Origin of the sequence: Mesorhizobium cantuariense, from assembly GCF_042647205.1 — a bacterium.
GTDB lineage: Bacteria > Pseudomonadota > Alphaproteobacteria > Rhizobiales > Rhizobiaceae > Mesorhizobium > Mesorhizobium cantuariense.
Genome location: NZ_JBHRVD010000001.1, coordinates 749,240 through 774,690, shown reverse-complemented (window position 1 = coordinate 774,690; position 25,451 = coordinate 749,240). Strand labels below are relative to the sequence as shown.

Annotated in this window: 19 protein-coding genes and 2 pseudogenes; 2 read left to right on the top strand and 19 right to left on the bottom strand. The window is 59.9% G+C overall.

What is annotated here, in order from left to right:
• Positions 1–43: 43 nt before the first annotated feature.
• The 15 genes from ACFOJ9_RS03690 to ACFOJ9_RS03620 form a co-directional block, all read right to left on the bottom strand.
• Positions 44–2,218: a YbhB/YbcL family Raf kinase inhibitor-like protein gene (locus ACFOJ9_RS03690; protein WP_167392287.1), complete on the bottom strand. Its 2,175-nt coding sequence runs from the start codon at positions 2,216–2,218 to the stop codon at positions 44–46.
• Positions 2,219–2,315: 97 nt separating this feature from the next.
• Positions 2,316–3,476: an ABC transporter substrate-binding protein gene (locus ACFOJ9_RS03685; protein WP_095090203.1), complete on the bottom strand. Its 1,161-nt coding sequence runs from the start codon at positions 3,474–3,476 to the stop codon at positions 2,316–2,318.
• Positions 3,477–3,948: 472 nt separating this feature from the next.
• The gene (locus ACFOJ9_RS03680) at positions 3,949–5,052 is read right to left on the bottom strand and encodes a cyclase family protein (protein ID WP_143748876.1); all 1,104 of its coding nucleotides are present in this window, start codon (positions 5,050–5,052) and stop codon (positions 3,949–3,951) included.
• 208 nt (positions 5,053–5,260) lie between these two features.
• Complete coding sequence (locus ACFOJ9_RS03675; protein ID WP_095090206.1) at positions 5,261–5,485, bottom strand: hypothetical protein; 225 nt, start codon at positions 5,483–5,485, stop codon at positions 5,261–5,263.
• A 4-nt stretch (positions 5,486–5,489) separates the two neighbouring features.
• Positions 5,490–5,735: a hypothetical protein gene (locus ACFOJ9_RS03670; protein ID WP_378921771.1), complete on the bottom strand. Its 246-nt coding sequence runs from the start codon at positions 5,733–5,735 to the stop codon at positions 5,490–5,492.
• Positions 5,736–5,831: 96 nt separating this feature from the next.
• On the bottom strand, positions 5,832–7,256 hold the full coding sequence (locus tag ACFOJ9_RS03665) for an amidohydrolase family protein (protein WP_167392288.1): 1,425 nt from the start codon (positions 7,254–7,256) through the stop codon (positions 5,832–5,834).
• A gap of 199 nt (positions 7,257–7,455) precedes the next feature.
• Entirely contained in the window at positions 7,456–9,375 is a 1,920-nt protein-coding gene (locus ACFOJ9_RS03660; protein ID WP_095090513.1) for a TRAP transporter large permease, read from the bottom strand.
• A 7-nt stretch (positions 9,376–9,382) separates the two neighbouring features.
• A complete protein-coding gene (locus ACFOJ9_RS03655) occupies positions 9,383–10,426 on the bottom strand; it encodes a TRAP transporter substrate-binding protein (RefSeq protein ID WP_378977000.1) in 1,044 nt (347 codons plus the stop codon).
• Positions 10,427–10,866: 440 nt separating this feature from the next.
• On the bottom strand, positions 10,867–11,949 hold the full coding sequence (locus ACFOJ9_RS03650) for an SDR family oxidoreductase (RefSeq protein ID WP_095090210.1): 1,083 nt from the start codon (positions 11,947–11,949) through the stop codon (positions 10,867–10,869).
• Between the two features lie 23 nt (positions 11,950–11,972).
• Positions 11,973–12,860, bottom strand: a complete 888-nt coding sequence (locus ACFOJ9_RS03645) for a carboxymuconolactone decarboxylase family protein (RefSeq protein ID WP_378976998.1) — start codon at positions 12,858–12,860, stop codon at positions 11,973–11,975.
• A 63-nt stretch (positions 12,861–12,923) separates the two neighbouring features.
• Positions 12,924–13,763 (bottom strand): fumarylacetoacetate hydrolase family protein, encoded by an 840-nt coding sequence (locus ACFOJ9_RS03640; protein WP_095090212.1) that lies wholly within the window; start codon positions 13,761–13,763, stop codon positions 12,924–12,926.
• A 53-nt stretch (positions 13,764–13,816) separates the two neighbouring features.
• A complete protein-coding gene (locus ACFOJ9_RS03635; RefSeq protein WP_378921767.1) occupies positions 13,817–15,226 on the bottom strand; it encodes an FAD-binding oxidoreductase in 1,410 nt (469 codons plus the stop codon).
• Between the two features lie 99 nt (positions 15,227–15,325).
• Entirely contained in the window at positions 15,326–16,123 is a 798-nt protein-coding gene (locus ACFOJ9_RS03630; RefSeq protein ID WP_095090214.1) for an IclR family transcriptional regulator, read from the bottom strand.
• Between the two features lie 26 nt (positions 16,124–16,149).
• Positions 16,150–17,034: a BKACE family enzyme gene (locus tag ACFOJ9_RS03625; RefSeq protein WP_378921765.1), complete on the bottom strand. Its 885-nt coding sequence runs from the start codon at positions 17,032–17,034 to the stop codon at positions 16,150–16,152.
• Positions 17,035–17,531: 497 nt separating this feature from the next.
• Positions 17,532–17,897 (bottom strand): hypothetical protein, encoded by a 366-nt coding sequence (locus ACFOJ9_RS03620; protein ID WP_378976996.1) that lies wholly within the window; start codon positions 17,895–17,897, stop codon positions 17,532–17,534.
• A gap of 689 nt (positions 17,898–18,586) precedes the next feature.
• On the opposite strand from ACFOJ9_RS03620, the gene ACFOJ9_RS03615 reads away from it, so the two are divergent.
• A complete protein-coding gene (locus tag ACFOJ9_RS03615; protein ID WP_378976994.1) occupies positions 18,587–19,774 on the top strand; it encodes a Fic family protein in 1,188 nt (395 codons plus the stop codon).
• 234 nt (positions 19,775–20,008) lie between these two features.
• On the opposite strand, the pseudogene ACFOJ9_RS03610 reads toward ACFOJ9_RS03615, so the two are convergent.
• Both ACFOJ9_RS03610 and ACFOJ9_RS03605 read right to left on the bottom strand, forming a co-directional pair.
• Positions 20,009–20,269: pseudogene (locus tag ACFOJ9_RS03610) on the bottom strand (transposase); the annotation flags it as partial.
• Positions 20,270–20,642: 373 nt separating this feature from the next.
• Positions 20,643–21,812 carry an IS110 family transposase gene (locus ACFOJ9_RS03605; protein WP_095081722.1) on the bottom strand — a complete coding sequence of 390 codons (1,170 nt, stop codon included), beginning with the start codon at positions 21,810–21,812 and terminating at the stop codon, positions 20,643–20,645.
• A gap of 255 nt (positions 21,813–22,067) precedes the next feature.
• On the opposite strand from ACFOJ9_RS03605, the gene ACFOJ9_RS03600 reads away from it, so the two are divergent.
• A protein-coding gene (locus tag ACFOJ9_RS03600; protein WP_378921754.1) for an IS630 family transposase occupies positions 22,068–23,136 on the top strand; the annotation gives its coding sequence in 2 pieces (ribosomal slippage) (positions 22,068–22,555 and positions 22,554–23,136; 1,071 coding nt in all).
• On the opposite strand, the pseudogene ACFOJ9_RS03595 reads toward ACFOJ9_RS03600, so the two are convergent.
• Positions 23,124–24,516, bottom strand: a pseudogene (locus tag ACFOJ9_RS03595) (ISKra4 family transposase). The gene ACFOJ9_RS03600 and the pseudogene ACFOJ9_RS03595 overlap by 13 nt on opposite strands.
• 326 nt (positions 24,517–24,842) lie before the next feature.
• A complete protein-coding gene (locus ACFOJ9_RS03590) occupies positions 24,843–24,986 on the bottom strand; it encodes a hypothetical protein (protein ID WP_167481036.1) in 144 nt (47 codons plus the stop codon).
• Between the last annotated feature and the right edge of the window lie 465 nt (positions 24,987–25,451).

The following is a 25,451-nucleotide window of genomic DNA, read 5'->3' as shown; positions in this document are numbered from 1 at the left end:
TACTCATGCGATCCTCCTGATTGGGGAATTACTTGCCCGGTTTTTACGCGGGCAGAGACTTCTTTGCTGGCCCGTAGACTGCCACGAACGACGCTGCATCGATGGCCACCGGCATGACCGCAGCCGCAAATGCGCCAAGATCGGCGTCGGCCGGCAACTCGACCTTGTCCGCCTTGAGCGCATAGAGCGTGAAAAAGTACCGGTGAGCCCTGTCCGGTGGCCAAGGGCCGCCATATCCCTTGCCGAACCCTGGGATCTTGAATGTCACGAAGTCGCTGTTGAACTCAGCGGCGCCGTGCGTCAGCCGCAAGCTGCCGCTGGCGCCTTCTGGGAGCTCACGAACCTCGACCGGAATGTTCGCCACCAGCCAGTGCGCAAACGAGCGGGGGAAATTAAATGCTTCCGGCAGATCAGGATCGGTGACGGCCAAGGCAAAGCTGCGCGTGCCTTCCGGCGGCCCAGACCAAACAAGTCTCGGCGAAAGCCGGTTGTCCTCGGTGAACCGGTCCGGGATGACGCTACCAGGCGCGATATCAGGACAACTCAGCATGAAAGATGGGGTTGCCGCCATATGGTTTACCTCCTTGTTCAGCAGCGTCACAGGCCTCGGCACCGGCCTGCCCTGCTCAAGTCTGGGATTGTGACTCTCGGCGACAGTCGCCGGCTTGCCTGGGCCATTCTCGTTGGCGGCCTCGCCGGGCAAGCGCGCCGTCGCGCGGCGGCCGAACATGGCGTTGAGGATGGCATGGCCATCGAAAGGCGGTTCGAAATCCGCCGATATGGCGCCATTGCGAAACACGTGAACCCGCGTGCACAGGTTCAGAAATTCCTCCAGTTCACTGGACAGGAAAACCACGGCGTTGCCGCGCGCAGCGAATTCCTTCAGGTTGCGGTAGAGATCGAGCTTGGCCCCGACGTCGATGCCGCGGGCAGGATCGTTGAGCACCAGAACCACCGGTTTTTCCGCGAAGGCCCTGGCAATCAGTACCTTCTGCTGGTTACCGCCGGACAGCGACGTGATGAGGTTCTCCGGGCTCCCCATCTTAACGGCCAGTTTGCTGGATTCCCACTCAAACACCGGCGTCAGCTTGGTGCGGTTAATGAAGTTGAGCACCCCGCCCGAGCGGAATTCGCGATACACCGGAAGCAGCAGGTTCTCGTAAATGCTCAGATTGGGAAAGGTGCCCTCTTTCTTGCGATCGCCGCTGACATAGCTGATGTTATTGCGTCGCGCCGATGCGAGATCCGTGACCTCACTGGCCTTGCCGTCGTTGACCACCACCAACCGGCCGGCGATCGGAGACTGGATGCCAGCGATGCATCTTACGAAATCCGCCTGCCCCTGCCCATCCAGCCCGGTAATCCCGACGACCTCGCCAGGATACACGGTGAATCTCACGGGGGCAGCGTCTGACCAGACCCGAAAATCGGTTGCGCGGAGGACCGGCCGATCGCCGCGCCGCGTCGGCAACGGCTGATCACGATTTGTGCCGCTGCGCTCGGCACCGGCAATCAGTTCGAGAATCCTGGCCTCGGTAATCTCTTCCTTCGCCAGCCTGCCGACATCCACGCCGTCGCGCAAAACCGTCGCACGGTCGGCGATACGCACCAGCTCGGCGATCCGGTGGGTGACGATCAGGATGCTTGCCCCCCGTTGCTTGAGCTGCCGCATCTTGCGGAACAGCCTTTCCGTGGAATCGAAGTCGAGCGCGGCCGAGGACTCGTCGAGAATCAGGACTTTGGGATCAGTCAGGAGAGCCCTGGCTATCGTCACCCATTGTCTGACGCTCAGGGGTAGTTCGCCCACCAAACCGGAGAGATTGATGTCAAAGCCGAGGAGTTCGCGCATCAATGCGGATGCCTTGGCTTCTTTTTCTTCCCGGTTCATGGACGAACCCAAAAGGCCATCCGCGCCCAGATAGAGGTTATCCAGCACCGAGCACTCGTCCGCGACGAGCACCTCCTGAAAGACATTTGAGATGCCCAGCTGGCGCGCCTCGTGCGGAGACGTTGCCGACTTTCCGAGTATCGACACCTGGCCACTGTCCGGTATCAGTACGCCGGAGATGACCTTCGCCAGCGTGCTCTTGCCCGAGCCGTTGCCGCCAATGATCGCATGAACCTCCCCAGCGTAGGCCGTCAGGTTGCAACCGCCGAGCGCTACAGTCGGCCCGAAGGTCTTCCTGACCGATGAGAGTTCAACCGTGGGGTACGACATCATAGGTCCAGTTGGCCGACGTTGGTCGGCTAGACTTGCACGGAATGAAGGAAATGCCACCCCGTCACCGCTGACGGGGTGGCCAGACCTCTTTCGGTCAGTTCGCCTTGAAGGCTTCGGGATCGGCCGGACGCAGGAAAAACTGGTCCAGGTAATCCTTGCTTGCCCAGTTTTGGGCACCAACGTTGTACCAGCCATCGGAATCTTCGCTGCAATCAGCCGGGACGGCCTTTTCAAGCTGGTCGTAGGTCATGGTCTGCGGCTTGGTCAGGATCGACTGGATCTTCGGGCCTTGGCCCTCGAGCGTGCGCATCATGACATTCCAGCCGAACTCGAAGTCGTCCCCCGGAGGCCAGGCATGGATCGCCTGCGAGATGAAATCCTTGTTGTTGCGCCAGTAGCAAAGCGCGCCGATCTCACCGCCGATCGAGAACGGGACCATATCGCGGCCGCTTTGCTGCAGTGCGCGCAAGGCGCCCAGTTCAGATGCCGACTGTATGATGATGCCGTTCAGATCGCCTGGATTGGTGGCCAGCCACTTCTGGATTTCCGACTGGGCAACCTGATCGGTCCACATGCCGGCAACCTGGCCCACGACCTTGATGTCCGGGTACTTCGCCAGGGCCTTCAGAACGCCGACGTTCTGTGAGTCGGAAGCAGACGCGCCCGGAATGCCTTCGACCACCAGGACATTGCCCTTGCCGTTGATCTGCTTGGCCATCCATTCGCCGAGCATGCTGCCACCCACGACGAAGTTCGCCGAAGTGTTCACCGCATAAGGCGAGGTGAGATAGCCAACGGCAGAGAAAACCGGGACGTCACGCTGGTGGGCATATTCGACGGTCTGGTTCAGTGACGTCGGGTTCGAGCAGCAGACGATGATCGCGTCGACGCCCTGGTCAACCAACTGCCGCATCTGCTGAATCTGCGTGGAGTCGTTCAGATTGGACTGGGTGATGATCACGTCCTTGATCAGGCCGAGCTTCTTCCATTTCGGAATAATCTCTTCCTGGAGCCGCTTCATGACGTCGGCGCGCCAGGTGTTACCAGCATAGGAGCTGGCGTAGCCGATCGTCCAAGGCGGACCCTTCTTGGGCTTCCAGTCGCGGTAGGCGCTTTCCGCGAGCGGCTGCATCGGATCCATCATGTCTTTGCTATAGAGCTCATCCTGGATGCTCTTGGGCAGCTCATCCACGCCACCGGCAAATGCAGGGGTGACGCTAGCGATCGTTGCGACAACGGCAAGCGATCGCAACATGGTTGCGAATGTCGTCAATTTATCCTCCCTTAGTGCCGGGCGTTGAGCCGTGGGCACGCTGAGTTCAGTGGAACCCGTGGGGGACTATCGGGCAATCAGGACTTTGGAGGTAATACATTTTTCAAATGCGCTCTATACGCTTTCGCTATGGACCTGCCCCCGCGTCGCGGCTCTCGTTTCAGGGAGAGGCCGGGCACTTACACCACCCGCATGGAGGCCTGCTCACCTGTCGCGGAGGTCGACGAGATGGTACGTGAACTCGATGCAGAAACCGACTGCCGCTGGTATCGATTTGCTTCGTCATTCGTGACCTTTGAGATGGGGCAAGGGTAGCTTGGGTGAGGTCGGAGCGTCGCACCTGTCGCTTGCTGACCCAAGATACAAGGGCGTGCGAAGCTGGTTTCAGGCCGGCAGCGATCCGATTTGAGCGGTTGGATGAATGCTGCTTGCGGGGCCTCAACACCTCCCGGAGTTACTTGATCGCCAGCGCGTTCGGCGGCGAACCAACGCCTCCGACAAGGTTCAACGGCTTGGCTGTCAGCAGGAACTCATACACGCCATCCCGCGCGCAATCCGCGGCCAGCTCGTCAAGTTTCCACATCTCGCCGAGACAGACGCCGAGAAGCGCAATGAGATCGGGATGCATCAGGCGCCCGACATTTGTTTCGAATGGCGACGTCGGGATGCTCGGCATCACCTCGACCACGACGGTATCGCTTGCGAGGACTGAGAAGTGGTTGTCCCAAATCCAAGCCAGCATCTCGCGCGACTGTTCGACACCGCAGAATGTGCGCTCCTTGATGATCCAAGCCCTATCCTCCGTCGTCAGATCGTTCAGGAAATGTCTGGCCCAGCCGGTATGCAGCAGAAGGATATCGCCTCGTTCGAACGAGATGCCCTGGGCCTCGGCCGCTCCCTCCAGATCACTGAGCGCAATCACGGAGTTGGTGGCGAGATCCAGAGGTCGCCCTTGCTCCTCAAGATATCGCTGGACATCGAGAAGCACGCCCCGGCCCGCAATTCCTTTCTGGGCAATGTGCTGAACCCCGAGCGCCGGCGAGCCCGCCTCCACTGCTGACGCTGGCACGTTTCCATAGAATCCGTGGATCTTGTGGCGATGGTGCCGCAGACCGTCGATCTGCGAGCTGCCTTGCAAAAAGAAGTCGCTGACGAAATCGTCATAGACTTGACCGTCATGGCGCGACACGACGGTGTGCTGAATTCCTCGACGGTAGGGGGAAACCGGCGGCGCGAACGCGTTCAACTCGTAGTCCAGATTGAAGGTTGCGCCACGCTTCACCAATGAGGCGGCGCTGACGACGGCCTCCGGAGACAGAAGATTGATCGTCCCGATATGATCATCGTCACCGAAGACGCCCCAGCCCGAACCAGCCGGGCCATCCGTGCGAGCCATGATCTCTGAGTAACTGGGCAAATTCGGATAGGGTGCTCTCATCGGTCTTTCCTCCTCACGGGTGGCTGATGCATTTTTATCTTGGCTGTCGAGCGCGTACGCGATCCCGCGGATGCGCTCTGAGCATTCGGCACAATCAAGCGCCTTTGCCGACAGTCCCACGACCAGCGCTTCGAGCGATCCCGCACCTTGATCAAGTTTTGACTAAACTGTCCCTTTAGTCAAGACAGTGTCCCACTTAATGCCGTCGAAAAGACTGAGGTGGCGGCGCCGCGGCCGCTTCCCAGTGGTGGCTCCAGCAGCCCCATGACTCGAAGCCAGCCGCTTCGCCCCCTGCCCATGCCGGGCCAACAATTCTGGGCGACATGCGTTAGAGCGACAGGAGCTCACCCAGGGTCACATTGACCCGGATGATTGCGTATCCTTCGCTGTCAACCTGATCTCGACCGTCGACCGAAAGCTGTGATGCCGATCTGTTTCTGATCAGTTGCCAGTCGTCCGCGGTGGTGGCGGGCGGCATGGGGCCGTCCTTTGGAATCACAAGTCTGAATGCCGGCAGATGTTTGTAGAGATAGTCGCAATAATGTTCGGCCATTCGCCTATCTCCTTGACGACGCAGCGATACGCGCACCAGGAATGTCTTCTGACCGTATATCCTGTTGATAGGCGCCAAAGCCCTGACGCTCGATGTCCTTCATCACCTCGGCATGGACTTTGTCATAAGGCCGCTCCTCCTTGCACTTCCAGTCAATGGGATCCAAACCCGAGGGAAAGGAGCTGCCGCTCTTCAAGACCAGGCGGAAGCTCGGCCGCCTGAGGTGAAGGAAATAGCTGTAGGTGGACATGTCTTCCTCCATAGTTGTTCGTTTTCATCTCTACGCTGCCCAGGCGGGCCGACGGGTCGCGTGCTCCCTGTACGCAGGTACTCAGTCAGTCGGTGATCACAGGTGGTCGAATCCACTGTCTGCCAGCCGTCTCTTCACCGCAGGACCAAGCTGAGAGCCCCCTTTTGCGACGAGCCAGTCTCGGCTTTTTGTGACACCATCGATGACTGCGTTCAGATCGAAATTCGTGAGGACACCATTCTTCTTCACGATCTTGCCGGCGATCAGGACAGTCTCGACATCGGCGGGGGTGGCTAAAAGGACGATCGTCGACAGGGGATTGTTGAGGGGCGAAAGGCGGACCGATCGGGTATTCAAAAGCACGATATCGGCTGATTTGCCGACTTCGAGCGTACCTGTCCTGTCCGACAGGCCGAGGGCGGCAGCTCCCCGCGCTGTCGCCATCTCCAATATGTCGGCCGTTGTGATGTCCCAAGGCTCGACACCCTTGTCTGCAAGGGTTGCCTCATATCCCAACATCCCCCGCAGTGAGCTTAACGTCGACCGCATCGTGCCGAACATGTCACCTGCTACGAAAATCACGGAGTCCGTTGATAACGCCGGCCTTGTCCCGTGGCTCAAGGCGTTTTGAGTCGCGGGCATTCCAAATCCGACAAACATTTCAGCGCAGGGAGAAATCGAAATATGGCCACCTGTACCAGCGATAAGATCGTACTCGTCGGGGGCTAGATTGTTGCAATGAATATAAACCGTGCCCGGCCACAGAAGATCGTCCTGCTGTAGCAATCTGATCGGGTAGGTGCGTCCTCCCCAAAGCCCTCCTCCGATCCCGCCATCCGTGGCGATCCGCAGGCCGAGTTCACGTGCCAGGTGCCAGTCATGAACTCGCACCACGCGCTGGACGAGCTGTGGCGCCCGAGCAGCGAAGGCCATGGTCACGAGCGCCTCGTCATCCGAAAGCTTCTTGCGCAGACGTCGCACGTCGGAAGGATGCTTACGATCGCTGTTCGACCACCAAAGCGGCGCATCGGTGTCATTTGGTGCGCTGTGCGCGAAAACGGCTCGCATGCCCGACGCCTGCAAGGCCGCGACCGAGGCGTCGGCATGTTCGGGGCTGTTCAGAATATGAACCCAGTCCAACACAGTTGTGATGCCGCAGTCGATCAGTTCCAGGGCGCCGGCCAGGGTCGCGGCGTAGACATCTTGCGGACGGAAAAAAGGAACCAGCGCTTCGCGCAGCTGATGTCTGTACTCCGGCGCGATCATGTCGGAACACATTCCCCGCAAAGTCGTCTGCCACAGATGCCGGTGTGAATCGATCAGCCCTGGCATGACGATTGCGTGGCGCGCATCGACAACATCGCACTCTGCCGGCACGCTTCGTTCGCCGGAGGGCGCAATGGCCACGATCTTTTCACCGCTCAGCCAGACATCGTGACTTGGCAAGGGAGCTTGTGCCGAGCGGCCAGTCACAACCGTTCCGCCAAGAATAACCCTGGTCATTTTGTCTTGCACAAGCATCTCATTCTGCTCCATTGCCGCCGGCGAACCATTGTGTGTGCGAGCGCCGAGCCGGGCCGCTGTTGTGGAGGACGATGTGCCTCGCGCCAACGAATGCGTCGCAGCAATGCAGTCTCGCGGCCGGCCAAGCCAAAATCCCCAACCCACCTCCTGAAATCATTGCGACACCTGGGGAACCGGCAAATCTTTAGAATTTCGGCTACCAGATCACGCCAATTTCTTCGACGACAATTGGACCAACCGCGACCAGGACAATCCCCACAAAGATGACACCGAGATAGGGCCATATCGCTTTCATGACCACGGCCGGTTCGACGCGGCAAATGGCGCAGGCCGTGTAGAAGCCGACGCCAAAAGGCGGGGCGAAAAGCCCAAGGCCCATGGCCATCACCGTAACCAGCGCAAAGTGCACCTCGGATACACCCAGGGACTTGGCAACCGGGAAAAGCAGAGGTCCAAGGAGGACAATGGCCGGAATGCCCTCCAGGATGCTCCCCAGAATGATGAACACGATGATGGATATCACCAGGAACCCGTAAGTTCCGCAAGGGAGTGTACCCGCCACGCCGGCAAGGATCGATGAGAAGCCGGACTGGACGAAGCCCCAAGCCATGGCGTTCGCGGAGGCCAAGATTATGAAAATGACCCCCGTCAACGCCGATGCGTCCTTTAGCGACGCATAGAGGCGGCGCCAGTCGAAGCGGCGTTCGATCAGCAGAGTCAGGATCAGGACATAGGCAATGCCGACCGTCGCCACCTCGGTCGCGGTGGCGATGCCCTCGACCACCGCGCCTCGGATCAGGAATGGCAGAACCAGCACGGGCACTGCGACGATCGCCAGTTTGCCGATCTTGCCCCAGCTTGCCTTCTCGGACTGGTCCTCGCCCGATCTTGCGGCCCGGAACCGGGCCAGCACACAAAGAAGGGCCGCGAGGGCAAGCGCCGGATACCAGCCGGCCGCAAACAAGGCGCCGATCGAAACGCCGGTTACGGCCCCGGTCATGATGAGGATCAGGCTTGGCGGAATTGTCTCCGACATGGCGCAGGATGCGGCGAGCAGACCGACGATTTCGCCGTCATTGGCGCCGCGGCGGCGCATTTCCGGCACGAGGACCGGGGCGATCGCCGCCATGTCGGCAGCCTTCGACCCGGAAATGCCTGACAGAAGAGCCATGCCGCCGATAAGCACATAGGATAAGCCGCCCCTCACATGGCCGACCAACGCCACGAGAAGCTTGACCATGTTGTTGGCCATGCCGGAAATGACCAGCAGCGCACCAAGCGCGATGAACAGCGGAGCCGAAAGAAGCAGGATGTGAGCCATCCCCGTTTCCATCCGGGCCGGCACGATGTCGAGTGGGGCGTGTGTGGCAAACAAGACATAGGCCATTGCCGCAATCGCGAAGCAGAAAGCGATTGGCAGGCCAATCGCTATGCAGGCCCCGACGAGCCCGATGAAGAAGACGACCAGGTTCAGATTGCCCAAGCCAGAAAATTCGTCTTGGAGCATCCAGGCTGCCGCCATGACGGCTGCGACCGTTCCAAATGCCGCAAGCGTCGTCGACCGATTGTCAGCCGTGATTTTCTGGATCAGGGTACCAAGAGCCAAGATCGCGATCAACCCGAGCCCGACAATCAACGCACCCGTTTGCCAGGCGGGTGAGATCTCAAGCACGGGCGTCATCAAGCCAAGGTCCGCTCTTGCATCCTTGAGCGCATAGAACGCCAAAGGCCCCGCCACGAGCGCCGTGAGGATGAGACATACCATTTCGAGGAACGCCCTCGCCCTGATCGGCAGCGCGTCCGACAGAACGCTTAGCCTCAGATGCTGACCGGCATGAAAGGCAACTACCGCACCCAGCATGGCTTGCCAGATGAGAATGAGCTCGGCCAGTTCGTCCGACCAGATCAGCGGCGAGCGAAGGACGTATCGGAAGAAGACCGCGGCCGACAATAGGACGATCTCGCCAATCAGGAGGATGGCGCCTGCATGGGCAGCCAACGCCACCACCAGATCCAAAATCCTGGACAGCGAGTCTCTCTTGGGCATGCCGACGGTTTTTGCCTCATGGCATTGAACGATTGCGTCGAGTGTCTTTCCGTCGTCGGCCGCGGTCATGGTCATCTCATCCCAGCTTTCCGACTGCGCCTTCGAGGACACCCCATGCCTCCGCGCCGATTTGTTTTTTCCAGTCTGAATAGAACTGGGTTCCTTGCAGTGTCTTGCGATACACGCCCGGGCCAGGGCTGCCGAACTGCAGCCCTTTCTGATCGAGATCCGTCCGCACCGCGGCGACCTGCGTTGCTATGTCCTTGCGCTGTTGCAGAGCGGCCTTCTGGAAATTGCGAGCCACCACCTGACGAATATCCTCCGGCAGTCTCTCCCAAGCGGCGCGGTTTGCCACAGGCACCCAGCCGTCCCAGGTGTGGGAGGTAAGCGTGCAGAACTTCTGTACCTCATAGAACTTGTAGCTGGCGACCACCGTCAGCGGATTCTCTTGCGCATCCACCGTCCCGGTCTGCAGCGCTGAATAGAGATCACCGAAAGCGATCGGAGTGGGCGAGGCGCCGAGCGCACTGAACAGCGACGTCAGGAATGGAGTTGGGGGCGTCCTGATCCGGACCCCTTTCAGGTCTGCGGGCTGCGCAAACAATCCGTTGTTCGACGTTACATGGCGAAAACCGATGTCATGGATGCCATCCACGACGGCCAGTTCGCCGTGCTCGGCGATCACTTTGGCCACATATTTGCCCAGATCACCGTCGATGGCCTTCCAGACTTGGTCGTAGTTCTCGAAAATGAATCCCAACGTCGGCAAACCGGCTCGCCGATCGAGCGTGGAAAGTATCCCGAAGGACGAGGTCAGGAATTCAAGGGCGCCGGACCTGACCTGATTGAGCGTCTCGACTGGGTTACCCAAGGCGCCATTGGGAAAGCCCTGGATCTGCAACCGGCCATTCGTCTCCTCGGCAATCGTCGCGGCGGCTTCCAACATCCGCTTCGGCAGCGGCTGATCGTCGCGAAGCTCGAGGCCAAGCTTGTAGTTGAACTCGGCCGCACGTGCGTTGCGGATAATGAACGGACTGGCAATGGCTATGCCACCCAGCTTCAGAACGTTCCTTCGAGACATTGTTTGCATTGACAGTCCTCCCTTGATCGCGAGCGACATGCCCGCCATTTCTGTTTCTAGATGGCGCGGCGCGGTCTACGGCGCCCTACCCGCATCCAGCTCCTCCGTGCAGGCCATGAAGTCACCCCTGCGGGTCCAAGCGGCTCTGCGGCTCACTGCCAATTCGATTTTCCGTGCCAATCCCGAAGTCGGGCACCAGGTCTCGGCCTCATGCCAGGCGGCAAGGTCCTTCGATGAAACCAAAGGCAGTTAGCCCGGCGTCAGCCGACATGCCGGCAGCGTTGACCTTCGGTTTGACCAAGCGGGATACAAATCACCGCGCTCCTCCCTACTTGTCCCACATACCGGGACGATGACCCAATTTAGCAGATAGGCACGAAAACGTCAACGTTCTTGGATTGAAAGAACCACCGGAGTAACTGAAAAGTGCAGAGCATTCGCGGGCGCAGGCACGAGCCAAAAAGCTGCCCTCGGGTGCGTCAGGGGGGTAGAATACGTGCCGTTTGCATTCGCTTCAGCCAGTGCAAAATGGCGTCTTCCGTGTCCGTACAGTCACTAAAACCGGCCTTGCGCAGCTTGATTGGGCTCATCAGCCTGTCGAAGGGGCGCTCGCGCCCATAGCCCAGAGTCAGATCCGCAGTCTGCCAGGAAGCACCGACGATTTCGTTCATGGACAGGATTTTGAGGCTGTGAGCTGCCACAATGCGATCCCACCAGTCCGAAAAGAGCGGCATCTGCTCGCTTAGCTTCATAGGCTCGTCATCGCCGACCGGCATGTTGAAGTGGGCGGCGATCGAGGGCCAGAGGTCACGCCAGACGACGGCGTCTCCATTGACGACATTGAATGTCTCGCCCGCCGCCTCAGGCCGTGTGGCGCAGAACTCCGCAGCGCCCGCAATGAGCCGGCTGTCGGCACAGGCGGTCACATAGGCGCCGCCGCCTGGGAACGTCAATGGCCGTCCCATCTCGCGCATGACGCTGGCATAGACACCCAGCGCCGCGACAATGTTCATTGGACTGCGCAAGGCATCGCCGAGAATAAGCTGCGGCCGCAGGACCGAGAAGGCCCAACCCGCCTCGGCGGAGCGAGCCCGCAAATAGTCCTCCTGCTGCCAGTAGAAGATATGATGCGACATCCGCGGCCAGCGTTCCTTGGCCGGAACCGGCACCCGCCCGAGGTGCGAACCATAGGCCTTGCCGCCCTGCAGGATCGTGACGTGGCTCAGTTCGGATGTCGCCTCGACGCTTTCCACGACGTTCTGCAGCATCTGCAGGTTGATGCCCGCCTGCGACGTGCTGCGCCAGCCCGTCTCCAGATCCTCCTCTTCGTAGAGAGCGGCATAGAGGATATGGGTGATCCTTGGTGCCCCCTTGAATGCGTTGAGGCAGGCGTCGCGGTCGGTCAGGTCGACCGCAATGTGATAACTCGCCTGCGCCAACGGAGGGCGGCGGGACAAAGCCACAACGTCCCATCCGGGCAAGAACGAGAAATGTTCGGTGGCGGCCGCCCCCACAAGGCCCGTTGCCCCAACGATCAGTATCCTGCGCTCGCCCACTGTCATTTCTCCCGTTGGTGCTCCGACGCCTAGAACGAGGCGCCGGATTCCTCTTCGACGATCTTCGCGAGATCGCGGAACCGCTCCGGCACGATGTTCGGATGGCCGACCGTCACAACGGACTGGAACAGCACCTCAAGAACCTCGCGTGCCGAAGCGCCTTGCTTGATGGCCGTGCGCATGTGGTGGCGGGTCTGGACGATTTCTCCAATGGCGAGAGTGTTGCCAACCATGCACAGGAGCCGGGTCCGGTGATCGAGAACCTGTCGACCGTACATGTCGCTGTAGCCGAAATCGTAGAAGGCGTGCGTGAAGTTTTCGTCGAGAGATTCGAGGAAGGTCGCGTTGTTCAGCGTGTGTAGCGGCCGAAGCACCAGCGCGATGCTGATCCCGTGCCAGCCATACTTCTTCAACAGGGAATCTGCCCGTGGATCCTTTGAATCGACCGGATGCCAGGTTTGGCGCTCGGCCTCCAGGCTTCGTTCCGCATTGCGTTGGCCCGGTTGCAGGGCCTTCGCGCTGACGCCGTCGAGCAGACCGCGTGCGCCGGCCTCCTCGGCGAATATCTCCAGCGGCTCGTCCACGATCGACTCGCCGCCGTAGATCGAGCACTGGAGTATGACCTCGAGAACTTCGTTGAGATTTAGTCCGTGGTTGCAGGCGGCAATCACGGTTTCGCGCAGTCGGGCGTGCCGGCGGGACATGGTGAACTGGCCGACCATGACGAGCAGCCGGGTGCGGACGTCCAGCACCGGGCGGCCAAACAGTCGGGCGGCATAGGTCAATACAGCCTCTGCGAAGGCAGGGTCGATGCGACGGCGCAGTTCAAAGCGCTCGCGCACGCCCGGCTGGAATTGTTCGACCACAGCAAGCAGGGCCTCGATCTTGGAATCGCCCTTATTGTGTCCTTGCGCCATCACATCGTCCTCCATCTGGCTTTAGGCAGCAGGTTCGACCGCCCGAAATATGTTGACCTGGATTCACGCTGCGTCCTCGACTGGGTTGCGCAGCAGGCCAACGCGGTCGATCTCGACTTCGACCACGTCACCCGCCTTCATCCACAGGGGAGGTTCCCGCTTCATGCCCACCCCGCCGGGTGTGCCTGTTACGATGACGTCGCCGACCTCGAGCCGGGTGAAGGTGGAGCAGTAGGCGATGATCGTAGGGATGTCGAAAATCATATGGCCGAGGGTCGACTTCTGCACCGTTTCGCCGTTCAGGCGCGTTTCGATCTGCAGGTTGTCGAGCGGGCCGACCTCGTCCGGTGTCACAAGCCAGGGTCCGAAAGCGCCTGTGCCGATGAAGTTCTTTCCGGGCACGAATTGCGAGGTGTGGCGCTGCCAATCCCGGATCGATCCGTCATTGTAGCAGGCATAGCCAGCAATATGACTGAAGGCATCCTCCTCACGAATGGATCGGCCGCCCTTTCCGATCACCAGGGCCAGTTCGCCCTCATAGTCGAATTCGATCGACTCTTTCGGGCGAAGCAGTGGCCTGCCATGCCCGACTTGGACATTGGCAAAACGGGTGAATAGCGTCGGATGTCCCACGACGGCCCGCCCCGCTTCTTTCCTGTGCTCCTCGTAATTCAGCCCGACGCAGATGATCTTGTCGGGGTCGGGGATAACAGGAAGGTACTCGATATCTGCTAGGGGCAGACGGCGCGCAAGGGCGCCGAGAGATGCCAGATCGCTCTTGTCCGACATGGCCTGTCGAAGTGTCGAGGGAGCACCATCGACCAAGCCAATTGCCAATGCATAATCGCCAGAAACGACGCCCCAGGTCGGCAATCCGGAAGCAAAAAAACTGAGATACTTCATGTAGGCTCCATTCAGGTATTCGCGACTTCGCCAAGACCCGCCAGACTGTTTGGTCAGATAACTTTTCCAGGATTTAAGATGTTCATGGGGTCGAATGCCGCCTTGATGGAGCGCATCATTGCCAATTCGTGAGCCGTCTTGTAGCGCTTCAACTCACCCCGTTTCAGCTGGCCGATGCCGTGTTCGGCACTTATCGACCCACCGAGCGCATGGACGGCGTCGTGCACCATCACATAAATCCGATCATGGCTGCGCTGTAGGGCATCCTCTGCGAACCTCGGAGAGGGGCCGACGTTGTAGTGAAGGTTACCGTCGCCAAGATGCCCAAACGGCATTACCGACAGGCCAGGGAATGTCGTCGAAAGGTTCCGGTCCATTTCCTCGACGAATTCGGGGATTTTCGAGATCGGAAGCGCGATGTCGTGCTTGATGCCTTTGCCGCCCTTGGCCTGCGCTAGCGTGATGCTTTCGCGAAGATGCCAAAAGGCCCGCTCCTGTTCCACGCTCGTCGCAATGGTCGCGTCGCAAATCTCACCCGCCTCCAAAGCGTCGCCCAGCATGGTTTCTAGGCACTCGCCCAGCCCTTCCCGGTCCTGGCTGCCGGACAGTTCCAGCAAGGCGAACCAGGGCGCATCGACTGAGGAGCCGTCGAAAGGCAGATGTTGCTGCGGAAATTGTGATGTGACCAGTTTCAGGCACTCATTCGCCATGACCTCGAATGCCGTCAAACTCAACCCAATTTGCGTCTGAAGTCGGATGAGCAGCTGGACACAGCTCGCCATCCCGTTTGTCGCCACAAGCGCCGTCTGGGTCATTCGGGGCAGCGGGAAAAGCTTCAGCGTAGCGGTCGTGATAATGCCTAGCGTCCCTTCGCTGCCCACGAACAATGACTTCAGGTCGTACCCCGTGTTGTCCTTTCGCAGGCCGCCAAGCCCGTTCCATATCTCCCCGTCAGCGGTGACGACTTCGAGACCCAGCGTCAGTTCGCGTATTGTGCCGTACCGCAACACCTGCGATCCGCCGGCATTGCTGGCAAGATTGCCACCAATTGTGCAGCTGCCTTCCGCCGCAAGCGATAGCGGGAACAATCGATCCCGGTCGCGGCAATATTCCTGAAGGGTCTGCAGCACGCAGCCAGCTTGGACGGTGACCGTGTTGTTTTCAGGATCGAAGCCGCAGACACGGCTCAACCGCGACATTGACACGACCACGGCCTTGCCACTCGCGTCAGGCGTGGCGCCACCTACCAGCCCGGTGTTGCCGCCCTGGGGAACGATCGGGATTTCCGAGCTGGCGCAAAGTGCCACGATCCCGGCCACTTGCTCGGTGGTCGCAGGCCGCACCACGCACTGCGCGGCGCCTTGATATACTCCTCGCCAATCGGTCAGGTAAGGTGCCGCGTCGTTGCCTGTTAGAACATTTGCGGCGCCGAGCATCGACCGGAAATTAGACAGTAAGTCCATGGTGCCTCGCCAAACTGTAGGCAAGCGTCGTCGTGCGACGCATTCTGAGGCGCATCGCATTGACACCCGCCGATCATCCTTCGCTGGGACTGACCCTTGCTAAATGCGCTCCACGCCGATGGCAGTCAGCATGGATGAAAGCGCCTCGGCGTGCTTGCTCACGCAAAGGCCAATTTTGTCGAGCCCTTCTGGAGGTATCCGGTTCTTGGGAACCGAGACCGTCAGTGCTCCGATCACTCGATCGCCCGAACGAACGGCCGCAGCCGCTCCGCCGACGCCGACCACACGCTCTTCGATACTCGTCGCATAACCATTCTTCCTCGCCAGGGCGACACTGGCCTTCAATTCTGTCAGAGAGCTCTGAGTGTTCGGGGTGTAGACCTTCATATCGAGCTTACCCAAATCGAAGTCTGGCAAGGCCGCGAGAATAGCCTTGCCGACGGCACCCGCATGAAGCGGTATCGTCGAGCCAAGCGCCTGGATGTATCGCACCGGATGATCGCTCTCGATCCGGTGGACATAAGTGGCATGGCCGTCCGCCTCGGAAAACGTGGCGAGATAGCAGGTCTCACCCAGCTCCTGAACCAGGTCCTTCATGATCACATGTGCAATCTGAAGGACAGGCACGACACCGAACACCCGCGCCGCCAGCATCAGCATTCGCGGGCCGACGACATAACTGCCGCTCTCGGATTGTTGAACGAAGTCGCTACGAGAGAGGGCCTGGAGAATCCGGTGCGTCGAACTGCGGCTGTTGTCGGTCGCTTGCGCTATGGCACGGATGCTCAAGCCCTCGGATTTCTCCGTGAGGGCAAAGAGAGTATCCGCAACGAGATTGATCAGCCCGCCAGACTGGGCAGTCTCGTCCTGCGCCGTGCTCGTCCCGTCTTCGTCCAAGGCACTCCCTTTCTATTCCTTTGACCTCAAGCCGCCTTCAGCCCTATGATCTCACGGGCCTCTTGCGGACTGGCGATTTCGCGCCCCAGCATATGTGCCAGGGCAACCACCTTGTCCACTAGTCGCGCGCAGCTGTCGGCTAGCTCGCCGGGATTCAGATATGGGTTGTCCTCGTAACCTACCCGTACATGTCCGCCCATCGAAATCGCCATTGCAAGAATGTTCCAGTGACGCAGGGGATCCATGCAACTGACGTTCCACACGACGCCTTCCGGCAGGCAATCAATCAAATAGAGCAGGCCGCGCTCTGTGCATGGGGTCCAGGAGCCGCCGGACCATCCAATGAACAGTGTCGTCCAGATTCGCTCATCGAGCAGACCCTCTTCCATCAGCTTGCGCATGTTCCAAAGAGCGCCGGTATGGAAGGTTTCAAGCTCCATTTTTACGCCATGCTGCCGCGTCGCCTGGGCGTAGTCGCGCAGTTCGTCCAGCGGATGAAGAGCGTAAATCGCGTTCGGCGGATAATTCTTGTCAGGCTGAAAATATTCGTCGTGAGCATTGAACGCGACAGCCATCATGTCAGGCCCAAGCTTCATCAACGGAACCCGGTCGTCGAGCCTCGCGCCAGCAATGCCGTACTGGATGATGCAATCCGCCTTTTCTTTGATGCCTTCCGTCATCTCCCACCAACCATCGACGTCAAGGCGGCTCAGCTTCTTGCCGTCTTCCTGGATCTTGTCTTCAAGCCGTCGCACTCCGTGAAGGTGGGCAACGGCTGCTCCGGCGTTCAGGCAGCGCACATACTCGTCGGCAATCAGCGGCACATTCTCGCGCGTCGACGGCATACAGAAATGATTTGCCGGATAAGAGACCCGCGAGTCATAGGCCGCCGTAATAATCAGTTTTTCCAAGTCGATCTCCTCCCTAGCTGCCGGGCTCTTCAGCAATTCAAGCTATGCGTCCGCACTATCAGATGGGACACTGTCTTGTCAACCGGGACATATGAAAAGTGACATAATCGATTGAGTGTAGGCGGAGAAGCCTCCGTCTCCTTAGCGCGGTTTCGCATTCTGCCTATCTTTGCCAGTGGTGTCCCAAAGGGTGACGAACAGTTTCAGAGCGCGTGAGACCTGCACCGTGAAAACGAGGCTTGGGACCCAGCACTCTGCCATTCGCCAACGGGAACCCGGATCGACCCAGCATGCTAGCTCAAGCACCGGTGCTTCAATTTTTGCTCAGGTTGCGGCTCCTGGGCGGATCAAAGGGGACTGAAAAGCTTGGTGGTTCGCCAGCGTTTCCCAGCAGGCGCGGTAGACTGTCTCTGCTTCACCTGCACATTTCTGGTTGAAAATCGCACCACAGGTTTGACACGATCTGATCGAGCTCACCGGCTACACAGCGGTCGGTCTCATCCGTTCCACATCGTCGAGCAGAGCAGAGCCTGCATGTGCTCTGCTAAGTCCATCTCGCCGCGCGCCGTGGTCTCCAAAAGATATCGGGCCTTAGCCAATGGATCGCCTTCTCCGACTGCAGGATAAGCGAGTTCAAACAAGCCGAGCGAGCCGAGCAGTGCATTGGCGATCATGTCGACAGTGCCCTTCGTCTCCCTCAACCCGCGTCCGAAGTCGGTCAAATACCGTGGGGGATCAGGTTTCGAATAGAGGCCGGCGACGCCGGCCCAATTTGGATGAGCGATTTCGCTCAGGCTGTCGTACCCGGCACGCACCCCCGGCACCGCCTTGTCCATCCTGTTGATGCAGCTCAGGATTTGCATGGCCTGTGGTCCGTCCGCCCATTTCCTCGAGCCAACGAGAAGCCCGTATCAGCAGATCGTTTAGCTGCTGTGGTGAATGGGTATGCCGCGCATCAAGAATCTCCCAGAGTTTCCATACAAGGGCAGCATTTTCAGTAAGGGAACGCGTCAATAGGGCCGCAACGCTCAGATCCTCACGCTCAAGCGCATTGCATGCGTTGCGCGCAAGTTCTTCGCTTCGCCAGATCAGCGCCTCACGTGCACAAAGCAATTGGAACGGCGCCTTTGAGCGCACGCCCAAGGCCGCGGCCTCGATACGACGCGGCAGATTATCGCCCAGCCTGGTCGCGAACTCGCGCGCTTCGACAATTTCAGCAGAAACCATGTTTGAGGCTGCCTCTATTTTCCTGCCTCTATTCTATCTGAGTCCCGCCAATCGGCGAAGATCGGCCAAAACATCGGCCACATGGTCCTCCCGATTGCAGTTTTGTGCATGGTTATCAGTGAAATAGGCGTCCCGAACATCGGCCATCATGATCATCATCGTCGGGCGGCATCAATGGTGTCCAAGTTGGCGGCGGTGATGGTGCCGAGGCCCGCGCAAGTCGGCAGGATGCCGATGATCGGCCAGAAGATCGGCCAAATGTTCTGGAATATTAGAAATATATATTTATAATTCCGTATTTAGCGGAAACCAAGATCGGCCAATTATGGAAGAGAGCGTACAGCGCATCGAACCGGCACGCCTGACGGATGTATCCGAATCAATGTCGGATGCGCTGGCGGAGCTATCGGCTACATCGGCTATTTTGGGCCAAAGCTTGCACCCGCGTACCGCTGCCAATCTCGCCGATCTCGTGCGCATCATGAACACCTACTACAGCAACCTGATCGAGGGCCATGATACGCGCCCGCGCGACATCGAACGGGCGTTGGCCGGAAACTTCGATCGAGACGAGAATCGTCGCAACCTGCAGCTCGAGGCGGCCGCCCATGTTCGCCTGCAAGCGGAGATCGACCGTATGGCCGCCGAGGGGCGGTTGCGGGAGCCGGCATCGGTAGATTTTCTGCGATGGCTGCATGCGGAATTTTATCGCGATGCGGAAGCGCCCATGCTGACCATCAAGGGCGCCGGCCGTGAATTTGTCATGGCGCCAGGCCAGTGGCGATCGAAGCCAGAGCATGACGTCGCTGTCGGCCGGCATGAGCCGCCTTCGAGCGAGCGTGTCGACGATTTCATGCAGTACTTTGCCATGCGCTATCGCTTCGACAAGCTGGGCAAGGCCGGGCGCATCCTGGCCATTCCTGCTGCGCATCACCGTTTCAACTACATTCACCCCTTCCCCGACGGCAACGGTCGCGTCAGCCGATTGATGAGCCACGCCATGGCCCATGAGGCCGGGATTGCTGCGCATGGACTGTGGTCGATCTCGCGCGGTCTGGCACGCGGCGCGAAAAGCCGCACGGACTACAAGCGCATGATGGATCATGCCGATATGCCCCGCCAAGGGGATCTCGTCGGACGCGGCAACCTCTCCGAACGCGTGCTCGGTGATTTTACCTTATGGTTCCTGCAGGTGTGCATCGATCAGGTGAGCTTCATGACAGGTCTGTTCGATCTCGATACGCTTGCCAAGCGGCTGCATAGCTATGTGGAGCGCAGCGGCGTGAAGCCCGAAGCATCTCGTTTCCTGCAAGAAGCGCTTATGCGCGGCGAATTTGACCGCGGCGAAGGATCCCGCATAAGCGGACTGCCCGAGCGCACGGCGCGAAGGGTGTTTAATGAGGTGATCGGGCTTGGTCTGCTAGCGTCTGACACGCCCAAAGGTCCGGTTTCGCTGCGCTTCCCTGCGGACGCTCTGGACGCGCTGTTTCCGAAGCTGTTTCCGGAAACCTAGCCAACTTGCAACCAGAGGGATCAAATCGGACGCTTCTTGGTCATCCCACAATCCGGTGTGAACCGGTCGAAAGGCGAGCCGTCGCTGAAAGTCCATCTCTGCGACACCCACAACATGGCTCAGTGGGGTCAGAATATCGATGAATCCCTAGTATCCAAGCCTATGGGCTAAGTCCTGGGGAGACCTCAATATGGGCAATCCACCTAGTCTTAGTCTAGTACCTGTGCACAGAGATTATGACTCTTTGGCTGTTGGTTTTGGATAGGCCCGGGCCATTTTGGTTCGGGCCTGCTCGGTTGAGAACATCCAGTTGATGCGAGCGGCACTTGCGTTGCGCTGGTGTTCCCAAGCCGCGACCTCGGCGACGAGGCGGGAGCGGCTTTCGATGCGGCGGTCGAGGCACTGGTTGCGCAGAACGCCGATTTCGATCTCGACCATGTTGAGCCAGCTTGCATGTTTGGGCGTGTAGTGGAACTCCAGCCGTCTGAGGACGCGTTGTCGTACTGCACTTGTATGGGGATGTTTTTGTCAACGGTCTTTTTTGCGTCCATTCATTGGCCTCGTTTGCGTTTAGGGCAGCTGCTCCATTCACGACAGAAGCAGCCGCCGCTGGCTTATCGATCGCGGACGTCGATACCGAGGGAGCCTGCGCGTGGCGAGACAATGCTCTCGCGTACTTGTATGCGGCGGGTGCTTTGACCCAGCCATGATGCAGTAATGCGCATCGCGAGCAAGGCTCCGGGGCGGCGGGACCATTCTTAATTACGGTGCAAAGCCCATGTGCAGTGCCGGTTCGCCACCGCCTCGGATCGTTGGGAGTCTGGCGCTGTTGGCGCGTCAGGCCCCGATAGCTTGATCCTCTTCTTCGTTATCCAGCGGACCGCACTGCGACGCCCTGCGGGATCTCGCCCATGGTGGCCATGCGCCAGAGCGCGATGAGCAGGCGCCGCGCGACGGCCACGATCATGGTCTTGCGCGTGCCGCCCCGACCATCCTCGGTGCGCTTCCGAAACCACTGCGCCAAAGCGCTATCCTTCTGGAACCGGAGAAAGCGCCAGGCCAGTTGGATCATCCCGCGCCGTACCCGGGCATTGCCGGCTCTTGCGAGGCCTCTCTCGCGCCGTCGCGCGCCGCTCTCATCCGGAGAGCCGGTGAGGCCGGCATAGCGGGCGACCGCCTTTCGATCCCGGAGACGGCGTGACAGAATCTCGTTGACGAGCATATCCGCGGTTTCGACGCCGACGCCGATGACGCTCGAGATCAGGCGAACCATCGCGTGAGGTCCCTTCTCGACGGCCGAGGCCGTCTCCAGCTTGCGCAGGCGTTCCTGCTCGATGGCCTTGATCTGTTCGCGCACCAGACGCAGCCGGGCCATGTCGCGGCGAAACTCAGCCTGGGTATTTTCAGGGAGAGGGGAGCCTTCCGCCGTGCGCAACGCAGCAAGCTTCTCCTCCGCCTTGCGCAACGTCGGATTGAACCCACGAATTCCCAGGCGCGCGAGCGCCGCCTTCATGCGGTTGACGATGCGCGTGCGATCGCAGACCAGCTTTTCCCGCTCGCGGTTCGGCCGCTTGGCGTCTTCCTCTTCGATGGTCGGAATAGCCGCCATGCTGCAGTGGCGCTTTTCTCCGCGCAGCCAGCCGAGGAAGGCGCGCATCAGCAACTCCGTGTCGAGGCGATCAGTCTTCGCACGCCGGTGCTCACGTGACACGGCGACGCTCGATGGATGCATGACATAGGCTTCGATGCCGCGCGACCTGAGCCAGCGCGCCAGCCAAAAACCGTCACGCCCCGCCTCGAAGGCGACAACGATGCGTTCGATCTCGCGCTCCGCCTGGGCCGCTTCCTCGCGCCAGCGATGCAGGAGCCGCAGCAACCCATCCTCATCGGGCGCCAGCTTCTTCAGGTGGTGCCGTTCGACGCCCGGCAGCATTCCCGCGACAAGCCAACTCGATTGACTCATCTCGATGACGACAACGAGTGTGCTATCCTGATTCAGGGTGGCGACGGACCGGCTCAGATCGTTTGATTGCGGCATGGGGCTCTCCATCGGGTTGGTTGGAAGCGCCGAAAGTGCCACCTTCGCCGCCAGCCCCATAGCATCTTAAATGTGAGATTGCGGCGACTTCTCCAGAAAATGAGACCGGTAATTTCTCTGGGGATACTGCGGGCACCCTTCCGACAGCCAGAGCCAAACGTGCGCCCATTATACCAACGGTCTCGGGTGCTGACTCTTTCGTGATTTTGGAGCGTCGCCCAACCGTGATTCCGTGTTGCCGAAGGAGATTCGGCCATGGGATCAGCGGTGAAGTTACGAACGGACTATTCGGCGACGGAACTGCGCCGCCTCGCGCGTGGGTCGAAGGATGTGCGGCAGAGCAGCCGGCTATTGTCGATCGCTGCGGTACTGGACGGCATGAGCCGGGCAGACGCGGGGCGGATTGGCGGCATGGACCGCCAGACGCTGCGGGACTGGGTGCACCGGTTCAACGCGACCGGCCCCGATGGCCTTGTCGACCACTGGTCGTCGGGCCCGCCGTGCCGGCTGTCGCCTGAACAGAATGCTGAACTGGCGGCAATCGTGGAGAGGGGGCCGGATCGCGCCGTCGACGGCGTCGTGCGCTGGCGGCGCATCGACCTAAAGCGCGTCATCAAGGAGCGTTTCGGCATCGATTACGATACCCGCTATGTCGGGAAGCTGCTGCACAAGCTCGGCTTCTCGCATATGAGCGCCCGGCCGCACCACCCGGCGCAGGACGCCCATATCATCGAAGAGTTCAAAAAACTGGCAGCGCACGCTGAAGGCGCATCTTTGCGACCTGCCGCCGCGTACGAAGGTGGAACTCTGGTTCCAGGATGAAGCCAGGATAGGTCAGAAGAACGGCATCACAAGGCAGTGGGCCAGGCGCGGCACGCGGCCGCGACAGCCAGCCGACCAGCGATACAAGAGCGCATATCTGTTCGGCGCCATCTGCCCGGCGCGGGGCACCGGGGCAGCTCTCGCGCTGCCGTTTGCCGACACTGAGGCCATGCAACTCCATATCGACGAGATCAGCCGCCATGTCGAAAAGGGCGCGCATGCCGTGCTCATCATGGATCGCGCCGGATGGCACACCACCGCCAACCTCAACATGCCGCGCAACATCACGCCGATCTTCCTGCCCTCGCGTGCGCCCGAATTGAACCCGGTCGAGAATGTCTGGCAGTACATGCGGCAGAACTGGCTCTCAAACCGCGTCTTCGAAAGCTACGATGCCATTATCGACGCCGCATGCGATGCCTGGCACAAGCTACTCGCCGCTCCCGAAACAATCACATCGATCGGAATGCGAGAATGGGCTCATGTCGGTCAAACTCCATGACTCTTGGTATTATTCAAGCCCAGCCGATCGCGAAGTTCGCAATTGATCTCCGCCGTCCGGACTTGCATGAGCATGTGGGCCCCGTAGGAGGACCTGCGCATCTGCTGCTTTTTGACCATCCGCTTGCCGACGAGTGAATTCACCGCCGACTCGGCCAGAGCGGAGGCAACGCGAAGCCCAGCCCGATAGCGCTTTCCATAGTTGACGATCGCGCCGCGATCAGGAGCTGCGAGGCGAGGCTATAAAGCCGTGCGATCGAGAACTCGCCGTCCCTTTGCGAGTCTTTCAGTCTCGCCAGGAGTTGCTCCAGGTCGCAGATCGCGCCATCGACCCGCCCGTGCCAGAGACGCCACTTCACGGCTCTGATGTCCCTGTCGATGGTTGGAAGCACTTCAAAAGGGTCGGACTGGGAACGATGTGATCGGCGATCTGCTGCATGGGCTGGATCTTCATGGCAATGTGGAACCAGTCGATGATGTGGGCTGTCGGCTTCGGCATGGCGCGGGGCAGCCGCTTCAGGATTTCGGCGCCGTCCGAGATCACGGTGACGTTGCCAAAGCCGCAATAGCCTTCTTGCTGAAGTGCGTGGAGGGCTCGATCCCGGATTGCAGCCTGGTCGGTGTTGCTGGTCACGAGGTAGCGGCCACCGACATCACCCCGACCGCCGCGGCCGCATCGAGCTACAACGAGCTCGAAGTTTCGCGCGGAATTGGGATCGGCGCTGCGAACATGTGCCGTATCGATGCTGATGACGAACTCTTTGCGTCGGTCGCCGGGAAGCTGCATTTCAAGCTGGCTTCGATCGTGCCTTTGAGCTCGCGCGCGCCTTTCTTCCTTCGCGATCTGTTCATCGAGCCGTTCACCGATCCTGATGGTCCGCTTGCGCACGGTCACGTACGTCTCGGTGGGTTCAATGGGCAGAAATTCGCCAAGCACCTTCGCTGCCTGCCGATACGGCATCATGCTTCCCAATCGCGCCGTCAGTTCAATCAGTTCAGGCGTGGCTCGATCAGGGCAGATCTCGTTGAGTGGTGCGAAGGCAGCGACCATGCCAGGATGGCACTTCCGGCAGAGCATCCACCGGGGATTGCGAACCTCCACCGTGCCGAAGACAGTCCGGATTTTGCGCGTCGTATAGCCCTTGACCGGCCGGAACGTGTGGCAATCCGGGCAGACGCGGCGAAAGAGCGAGTAGGTCTCCGCCTCGTGGCTGACGACCGCGCTCTGCAGGGCCGCCATGATTTTCTTTCCATCGTCGATCGAGAAGCCGATATCGCCGTCGAACAAGCCCTTCCAGCTCTTGTCGATGCGGACCTCCTTCCGGCAGGTGTCGCCAAATTCGTTCCTGCCCTCGATCGTGATCGTCCATTCCACTGCCATCGCTGCCTCCTTGAAGAAGCGACGGTGATGGACTGCTTGGGCCAAACAACCCGTATTCGACCCCAGAGAAATTACCGGTCTCGATATCATTACGCCGAGGAGTCTCATTATTAAATGCAGCGCGACACACTACCCTGTCGGCCTCCGGGAGAATTTGGACAATCGAAAGTTCGGGCGAAATCAGCGAGCGGAAGGCATGGAGCACGGGCAAATCACGGCGTCGACTGCGATTCCGACTCTATGAACTTATTCGCACCGTCCGTGAATCCCGGCACCTGCACCAAATATGCGGAAGAACCCCTGTTTGTCGTGCGGCAATCGCTTGTTCAGTTTCGGCGGTAGAACACAATGATGTCGTTTTGCCTGCCTGATGGCCCCAACGCCGCTGTGTAGGGCACGCCACCGATGGTGAAATTTGTCTGCGGCTGCGACGGGCTCGGCAGCACGCCCATGTAGTGCATTCCGCGCATGAGGTCCTCAGGCGCGCGCTGATCGCCGTGTTGCCAGCCGGGGACGTAGATTGCTAGATCCGGCGCCGGAGGCGCGTTGGGCACGTGTGCTGCCCCAAAAATCCATGCCCCGGCGCCTTGATCCGATGGGCCTGGCTGGTTAACGGTTGGCGCTGGCGAAGGCGCATTCATTCCCTGCCAAATGGGCGGCGGAGAAGCGCCGCCCGGCGCCGCCTGGGCCGCATCATAATCGCCCCAAAGCTGGTCTTGATTGTAACTTGACACTCGCGACGGGGATGACTGCGGAGAAGCGCCACCCGGCGCCGCCTGGACCGCATCATAATCGCCCCAAAGCTGGTCTTGATTGTAACTTGACACTCGCGACGGGGATGACTCATGCTCTGGTGATGGCTGTTGCACTGGCTGGCGAGAGCTGCCCTCCGCAGCATGCGAGGTGCCCTCTCCAAGGGTTTCCCGATACCTCTT

Coding starts and splice junctions, on each gene's coding strand:
- ACFOJ9_RS03690 (WP_167392287.1), bottom strand. CDS start 2,218: ATGTCGTACCCCACGGTTGAACTCTCATCGGTCAGGAAGACCTTCGGG.
- ACFOJ9_RS03685 (WP_095090203.1), bottom strand. CDS start 3,476: ATGTTGCGATCGCTTGCCGTTGTCGCAACGATCGCTAGCGTCACCCCT.
- ACFOJ9_RS03675 (WP_095090206.1), bottom strand. CDS start 5,485: ATGGCCGAACATTATTGCGACTATCTCTACAAACATCTGCCGGCATTC.
- ACFOJ9_RS03670 (WP_378921771.1), bottom strand. CDS start 5,735: ATGTCCACCTACAGCTATTTCCTTCACCTCAGGCGGCCGAGCTTCCGC.
- ACFOJ9_RS03665 (WP_167392288.1), bottom strand. CDS start 7,256: ATGCTTGTGCAAGACAAAATGACCAGGGTTATTCTTGGCGGAACGGTT.
- ACFOJ9_RS03660 (WP_095090513.1), bottom strand. CDS start 9,375: ATGACCGCGGCCGACGACGGAAAGACACTCGACGCAATCGTTCAATGC.
- ACFOJ9_RS03655 (WP_378977000.1), bottom strand. CDS start 10,426: ATGTCGCTCGCGATCAAGGGAGGACTGTCAATGCAAACAATGTCTCGA.
- ACFOJ9_RS03650 (WP_095090210.1), bottom strand. CDS start 11,949: ATGACAGTGGGCGAGCGCAGGATACTGATCGTTGGGGCAACGGGCCTT.
- ACFOJ9_RS03645 (WP_378976998.1), bottom strand. CDS start 12,860: ATGGCGCAAGGACACAATAAGGGCGATTCCAAGATCGAGGCCCTGCTT.
- ACFOJ9_RS03640 (WP_095090212.1), bottom strand. CDS start 13,763: ATGAAGTATCTCAGTTTTTTTGCTTCCGGATTGCCGACCTGGGGCGTC.
- ACFOJ9_RS03635 (WP_378921767.1), bottom strand. CDS start 15,226: ATGGACTTACTGTCTAATTTCCGGTCGATGCTCGGCGCCGCAAATGTT.
- ACFOJ9_RS03620 (WP_378976996.1), bottom strand. CDS start 17,897: ATGCAAATCCTGAGCTGCATCAACAGGATGGACAAGGCGGTGCCGGGG.
- ACFOJ9_RS03615 (WP_378976994.1), top strand. CDS start 18,587: ATGGAAGAGAGCGTACAGCGCATCGAACCGGCACGCCTGACGGATGTA.
- ACFOJ9_RS03605 (WP_095081722.1), bottom strand. CDS start 21,812: ATGCCGCAATCAAACGATCTGAGCCGGTCCGTCGCCACCCTGAATCAG.
- ACFOJ9_RS03590 (WP_167481036.1), bottom strand. CDS start 24,986: ATGCGCGGAATGCACTACATGGGCGTGCTGCCGAGCCCGTCGCAGCCG.